At 61.3% G+C, this 6,511-nt stretch carries 5 protein-coding genes; all 5 read left to right on the forward strand.

All coding sequences use genetic code 11. From position 1 onward, the window contains the following. Positions 1-79 precede the first annotated feature (79 nt). The 5 genes from gcbA (at position 80) to accC (ending at position 6,336) form a co-directional block, all read left to right on the forward strand. Positions 80-1,750 carry a diguanylate cyclase GcbA gene (gcbA, locus tag QMX91_RS07580; RefSeq protein WP_027613596.1) on the forward strand — a complete coding sequence of 557 codons (1,671 nt, stop codon included), beginning with the start codon at positions 80-82 and terminating at the stop codon, positions 1,748-1,750. 51 nt (positions 1,751-1,801) lie between these two features. Then, positions 1,802-3,748 carry a methyl-accepting chemotaxis protein gene (locus QMX91_RS07585; protein ID WP_282412500.1) on the forward strand — a complete coding sequence of 649 codons (1,947 nt, stop codon included), beginning with the start codon at positions 1,802-1,804 and terminating at the stop codon, positions 3,746-3,748. Positions 3,749-4,000: 252 nt separating this feature from the next. After that, on the forward strand, positions 4,001-4,453 hold the full coding sequence (gene aroQ / locus QMX91_RS07590) for a type II 3-dehydroquinate dehydratase (RefSeq protein ID WP_025111759.1): 453 nt from the start codon (positions 4,001-4,003) through the stop codon (positions 4,451-4,453). Positions 4,454-4,501: 48 nt separating this feature from the next. Beyond that, positions 4,502-4,960: an acetyl-CoA carboxylase biotin carboxyl carrier protein gene (accB, locus tag QMX91_RS07595; protein WP_135294873.1), complete on the forward strand. Its 459-nt coding sequence runs from the start codon at positions 4,502-4,504 to the stop codon at positions 4,958-4,960. A gap of 17 nt (positions 4,961-4,977) precedes the next feature. After that, on the forward strand, positions 4,978-6,336 hold the full coding sequence (gene accC, locus QMX91_RS07600; RefSeq protein ID WP_007961940.1) for an acetyl-CoA carboxylase biotin carboxylase subunit: 1,359 nt from the start codon (positions 4,978-4,980) through the stop codon (positions 6,334-6,336). Positions 6,337-6,511: the final 175 nt, after the last annotated feature.

The raw sequence follows: 6,511 nt of genomic DNA on the forward strand, positions 1-6,511 counted from the left end.
ACACTCATATAAGGGAAAAGAGGTGCTAGCATAGAGCCACCAGTCGATCTCAGCATGCGCCCTAACTAGTAGTCAGGATATGACCGAGCCAGAAGACCCCAGCCGTGAGCGCCTCAAGCACCACTTTGCCCAGCGGGTAATTCATCAGGCACGTCAGATTCTTGAGATATGGCAGCGCCTGCAACGCAGTGAGTGGTCCACCGCCGACCTCGCCGAACTGAGCGAGGCCAATCTGCGCCTGCTGCGTTTTGCCGAGCGCTTCGAGCAGCCCGAGCACACGCAACTCGCGCGTCATATCGGCCAGTCGCTGGAAGCGGTGGACGCCAATCGCGGACGCCTGAGTAGCGGCCTGATCACTGACCTCAATCGTTTGATGCAGCGTCTGTCGCGCACCGGTCTGCGCCATGGCGATCAACTCGACCAGACCTTCCTGCCGCCACTGCGCAAACCGATCTACGTCATGTTGCAGGATCACGACCGCGCCGAGCGGCTGGCCAAGCAGCTGGAGTTTTTCGGCCTGACCGCGCAGGCGCTGGACAGTGTCGCGGCGTTTCGCTCCTCGATGGTCGAGCGCTTGCCCGCCGCGATCGTCATGGACGTGGACTTCAGCGGCGCAGGCGTCGGCCTGCAACTGGCTGCCGAAGCTCAGGTTGGCCTGGAAGAACCGCTGCCGCTGCTGTTTTTCAGCCTGCACGAAACCGACACCCCGACGCGCCTCGCCGCCGTGCGCGCCGGCGGCCAGGAATTTCTCACCGGCACCCTCGAAGCGTCGAGCCTGCTGGAGAAGATCGAAGTCCTGACCTGCGTCGCCCAGTACGAACCTTATAAAGTGCTGATCATCGACGACTCCCGCGCCCAGGCCTTGCACACCGAGCGCTTGCTCAACAGTGCCGGAATCGTCACGCGCACCCTGATCGAACCGATCCAGGCGATGGCCGAACTGGCGGACTTCCAGCCGGATCTGATCATCCTCGACATGTACATGCCGGCCTGCACCGGCACCGAACTGGCCAAGGTCATTCGCCACAACGACCGCTACGTCAGTGTGCCGATCATTTATCTTTCGGCCGAGGACGATCTGGACAAGCAGCTCGACGCCATGAGCGAGGGCGGCGACGATTTCCTTACCAAACCGATCAAGCCTCGGCATCTGATTACGACTGTGCGCAACCGCGCCGCCCGCGCGCGCAATCTCAAGGCACGCATGGTCCGCGACAGCCTCACCGGCCTGTACAACCACACGCACATCCTGCAATTGCTCGAAGACTGCTCGTTCCGCGCCCGTCGCGAGAACAAGCCGCTGAGCTTTGCCATGCTCGACATCGACCACTTCAAGCGAGTCAATGACAGTCACGGCCATCCGATGGGCGACCGAGTGATCAAGAGCCTGGCGCTGTTCCTCAAGCAACGCCTGCGCAAGACCGACTTCATCGGCCGGTACGGTGGCGAAGAATTCGCCATCGTCATGCCCGACACGGATATAGAAGCGGCGCACAAAGTGCTCGACGAGATCCGCCAGCGCTTCGCCGAAATCCACTACCCGGCGCAACCGCACGATTTGTGGTGCACCTTCAGCGCCGGCGTGGTGGAAATGCACGAGGATTCCGACAGCCTGATGATGGCCAGCCAGGCCGACGAAGCGCTGTACCGCGCCAAAGGTGCCGGACGCAATCGAGTGCAGACCGCGCGCGACTCAAAGCAAAGTGCCACCTTTTCATCGGAATCCACTGATTCGGTCATAACCCTGTAACAGAACCGCAATAAATTCAGGCGCTTACCATTTCTGCCGTTGGTAGCCGTCATGCGCCTGAAGTTGCTCACCAATCTCAACACTCTGCTGTTGGTCGCCGTCTGCGTGGCGCTCGGCGCAACGCTGTGGTGGTCGCAAAAAGCCTTGGAGCGTCCGTATCTGTTGATGGAGCGCTACCTCGGCCTGTCGCAGCAATTTCAGAATGACGTGGCGCGCAATGTCGAGGACTACCTCGCCAGCGGCGACGCCCTGCGCCTGAGCAGCGCCAGCCAGGCCATCGACGGCCTGCAGAAGGAACTCGGCGAACTGCCGCCGGCACTGGCCGAGACCCTGCGGCCAAGCCTGTCGAGCCTCGAAGAATTCAGCAAAACCGACCTGCTCGCGGCCGGCAAACTGGCCGGTGATCCGCAGGCGTTGCTGTTGCAGGCCGAACGCGAACTGAGCGCCAGCCTCGACCAACTCAGCACCTACGCCAATGGCAACGCGTCTTACCTGACGCCGCTGCTCGTCGCCTCGCAGCACTTGGGCAAGCTGTCGCTGGCCCGCGACAAACTGGTCAGCAGCGGCCGCAGTGAACTCGCGGCCGACGTCGAGCGCGAAGTCGACAACATCCGCACCCAGGCTCAGGCCATCGACGCCCTGCCCCTGCTCGGCGTGGTCGCCAGGAACGAATCCGGCAGTGATGATTTCGCCGCGATGATGGGCATCGAAAGCACAGAAAAAACCGCCGCCGAAGACGCCGGGGTCGGCCTCAAGCGCGAACTCAACAGCCTGCTCGGTCGCTACCCGGCGGAGCTGGCGCGCACCCGCGAGCAGATCCAGAAACGCACCGATCTGAGCACCGCGACCCATTTGAAGATCGCCGCCGTGCAGCAAGCCATCGCCGGACTCGAACCGGTGGTACGCGCCCAGCACGGGCAGATTCAGGGCGAAGTGCGCCTGATGCAGGGCGTGATGATCGGCCTGATTCTGCTGATCGCGCTGCTGATCGACACCTTGCAGCGGCGCCTGTCGCGCACTCTGACCAACCTCGCGCCGGCCCTGTCGACCTGGGCCGAAGGCGATTTCAGTCGCGACATTCAGTTGGGCAAAACCAACCGCGAACTGCATGACATCGAAGCGTCACTGAATCGCCTGCGCGCGTATCTGGTGGATCTGGTCGGGACGATTCGCGGCAATGCCGAACAGGTGGCCGGCAGCAGCCGTACGCTGGCCGAACTGAGCAACGACCTGCACAGCGGCGCCGAGCATCAGGCGGGCGACACCGCGCTGATCCGCGATTCGCTGGGTGAGTTGGAAGCGACGATTCAGCAAGTCGCTGGGGATGCACGACAGGCCGCCGATGCCAGTCGCCATGCGGGTCTTGCCGTCGAGCACGGACAAGCCGTGATCGGCCAGAGCCTCACCGGCCTGCATGCGCTGGTCGGCGAGGTGCAAGGCAACGCGCAGATGATCGAGCACCTGGCCGAAGAGTCGGCGACCATCGGCGGCGTGCTGACGGTGATCCGCTCGATCGCCGACCAGACCAACCTGCTGGCGCTGAATGCGGCGATCGAAGCGGCGCGGGCCGGGGAAATGGGCCGTGGTTTTGCGGTGGTGGCCGAGGAAGTGCGCTCACTGGCGCAACGCACGGCGGGCGCCACGGCGGAGATTCAGACGCTGATCGCCGGCCTGCAAACTGCTGCCCGACAATCGGTCGAAGGCATGCGCGCGCAGGTCGAACACGCCGAAGCCACGGCCAGTCAGGCACAAGCGGCAGATGGCGCACTGGATAAAATCGTCGGCGCGATCCAGACCATTTCCGACACGGCGATCCGCATCGCCGATATCACCGCTCAGCAAAGCGGCGCGGTCAGCGAGATCCGCGACCATAGCGAGCGGATCCATCAATTGGGCGGGGATAACCTGCTGCGCATCGGCCGCGGGCGTGAGCAGGGTGAGAATCTGCTGGAGTTGGGTGGGCAATTGCATACCGCCGTTCAGGCATTCCGCGTCTGATAGGCCGCTATCGCGAGCAGGCTCACTCCTACAAGGGAACGCATTCCAACTGTAGGAGTGAGCCTGCTCGCGATAGCGTCATTCGCATCAGCGCAAATCTTGCGGAATGACCGAATCAAATCACTCAGTCATAAATTTCGCGCAAACATCGGTCATCGTGCTGGCTATTGCAGAGAACTGGACAGTCACAAAGCCTTTGCGGCATAGTCGCCGGGTTCTGACGACTGCTCATTCATAACAAGGAACACGCAGATGGCGACGCTACTGGTGCTGCACGGCCCCAACCTGAACCTGCTCGGCACCCGTGAACCCGGCACTTACGGTTCAACGACCCTGGCGCAGATCAATCAGGATCTGGAGCGCCGCGCCCGTGAAGCCGGCCATCATCTGCTGCACCTGCAAAGCAATGCCGAGTACGAATTGATCGACCGCATCCACGCCGCTCGCGGTGAGGGTGTCGATTTCATTCTGATCAATCCAGCAGCATTTACACACACAAGTGTCGCATTACGTGACGCGCTGCTGGGAGTGAGCATCCCATTCATCGAAGTGCATTTGTCCAACGTGCACAAGCGCGAACCTTTCCGCCATCACTCTTACTTCTCCGATGTAGCGGTGGGAGTGATCTGCGGCCTTGGCGCCAGCGGTTACCGACTGGCCCTGGAGGCCGCACTAGAACAGCTTGAAACACAGGCAACGACTTGAACCACAAGCGTTAAACGCCCCTGACCGACCCTTGGGAGTTGATGATTCATGGATATCCGTAAAGTTAAGAAACTGATCGAATTGCTGGAAGAGTCCGGCATCGACGAGCTCGAGATCAAGGAAGGCGAAGAGTCCGTACGCATCAGCCGTCACAGCAAGACCCCGGCTCAGCAGTACTACGCTCCGGCGCCGATGCAGGCTCCAGCCGCTGCGCCTGCCGCCGCTGCTCCAGTAGCTGCTGCCGCTCCGGCTGCTGCTGCTCCGGCACTGAACGGCACCGTGGCCCGCTCGCCAATGGTAGGCACCTTCTACCGTAAATCTTCGCCAACCTCGCCAGCCTTCGTTGAAGTCGGCCAGACCGTGAAGAAAGGCGACACCCTGTGCATCGTCGAAGCCATGAAGATGATGAACCACATCGAAGCTGAAACCAGCGGTGTGATCGAATCCATCCTCGTCGAAGACGGCCAGCCGGTTGAGTACGACCAACCGCTGTTCACCATCGTTTGAACTGCGGAGAGCCTTTGATGACTGCGAAGTTGGAAAAAGTTCTGATCGCTAACCGCGGTGAGATCGCCCTGCGGATTCTGCGTGCCTGCAAAGAGATGGGCATCAAGACCGTCGCCGTTTACTCCAAGGCCGACAAAGAGCTGATGCACCTGGGTCTGGCAGACGAGTCCGTCTGCATCGGCCCGGCTTCTGCCGCTCAGTCCTACCTGCACATCCCGGCCATCATCGCTGCCGCTGAAGTGACTGGCGCTACCGCCATCCACCCAGGCTACGGTTTCCTCGCGGAAAACGCCGATTTTGCCGAGCAGGTCGAGAATTCCGGCTTCGCCTTCATCGGCCCGAAAGCCGAAACCATTCGCCTGATGGGCGACAAGGTATCGGCCAAGCACGCGATGATCGAAGCAGGCGTGCCTACCGTTCCAGGTTCCGACGGCCCGCTGCCGGAAGACGAAGAAACGGCGCTGCGCATCGGTCGTGAAGTCGGCTACCCGGTGATCATCAAGGCAGCAGGCGGCGGTGGTGGTCGCGGCATGCGCGTGGTGCACAAGGAAGAAGACCTGATCGCCTCGGCGAAACTGACCCGCTCCGAAGCTGGCGCGGCGTTCGGCAACCCGATGGTCTATCTGGAAAAATTCCTGACCAACCCGCGTCACGTCGAAGTTCAGGTACTGTCCGACGGCCAGGGTCACGCCATCCATCTTGGCGACCGCGATTGCTCGCTGCAACGCCGTCACCAGAAGGTGCTTGAAGAAGCGCCGGCACCGGGCATCGACGAGCAGGCGCGCCAGGAAGTTCTGGCTCGCTGCGTCAAGGCGTGCATCGACATCGGCTACCGTGGCGCTGGTACCTTCGAGTTCCTGTACGAGAACGGTCGTTTCTACTTCATCGAAATGAACACCCGTGTTCAGGTGGAGCACCCGGTTTCGGAAATGGTCACCGGTATTGACATCGTCAAGGAGATGCTCAGCATCGCCGCTGGCAACAAGCTGTCGTTCACGCAGGATGACGTGGTGATCCGCGGTCACTCGCTGGAGTGCCGGATCAACGCTGAAGACCCGAAAACCTTCATGCCGAGCCCGGGCACGGTCAAGCATTTCCACGCCCCAGGCGGCAACGGCGTTCGCGTCGATTCGCACCTGTACAGCGGTTATGCAGTTCCGCCGAACTACGACTCGCTGATCGGCAAGCTGATCACTTACGGCGCCACCCGCGACGAAGCCATGGCGCGCATGCGTAATGCCCTGGACGAGATCGTGGTTGACGGGATCAAGACCAACATCCCGCTGCACCGTGATCTGACCCGCGACGAAGGCTTCTGCAAAGGGGGCGTGAACATTCACTACCTTGAGCACAAGCTGGCTGGCGAGAAGCACTAAGCTTCAAGTCCGCACAGACAAGGCCGCCTTCGGGCGGCTTTGTTGTTTCTGCAGATTACATAAACCCCTGTAGGAGTGAGCCTGCTCGCGATGAGGCCGGCACATCCAGCATATGTGTCGACAGCACCATCGCCATCGCGAGCAGGCTCACTCCTACAAGGGAACGGCGTTTCAA

The sequence above is a fragment of the Pseudomonas sp. PS01299 genome, from assembly GCF_029960145.1.
Taxonomy (GTDB): domain Bacteria; phylum Pseudomonadota; class Gammaproteobacteria; order Pseudomonadales; family Pseudomonadaceae; genus Aquipseudomonas; species Aquipseudomonas putida_A.

Excerpts from the sequence above, each read along its gene's own strand:
- gcbA (WP_027613596.1), top strand. The coding sequence starts at position 80 with ATGACCGAGCCAGAAGACCCCAGCCGTGAGCGCCTCAAGCACCACTTT.
- QMX91_RS07585 (WP_282412500.1), top strand. The coding sequence starts at position 1,802 with ATGCGCCTGAAGTTGCTCACCAATCTCAACACTCTGCTGTTGGTCGCC.
- aroQ (WP_025111759.1), top strand. The coding sequence starts at position 4,001 with ATGGCGACGCTACTGGTGCTGCACGGCCCCAACCTGAACCTGCTCGGC.
- accB (WP_135294873.1), top strand. The coding sequence starts at position 4,502 with ATGGATATCCGTAAAGTTAAGAAACTGATCGAATTGCTGGAAGAGTCC.
- accC (WP_007961940.1), top strand. The coding sequence starts at position 4,978 with ATGACTGCGAAGTTGGAAAAAGTTCTGATCGCTAACCGCGGTGAGATC.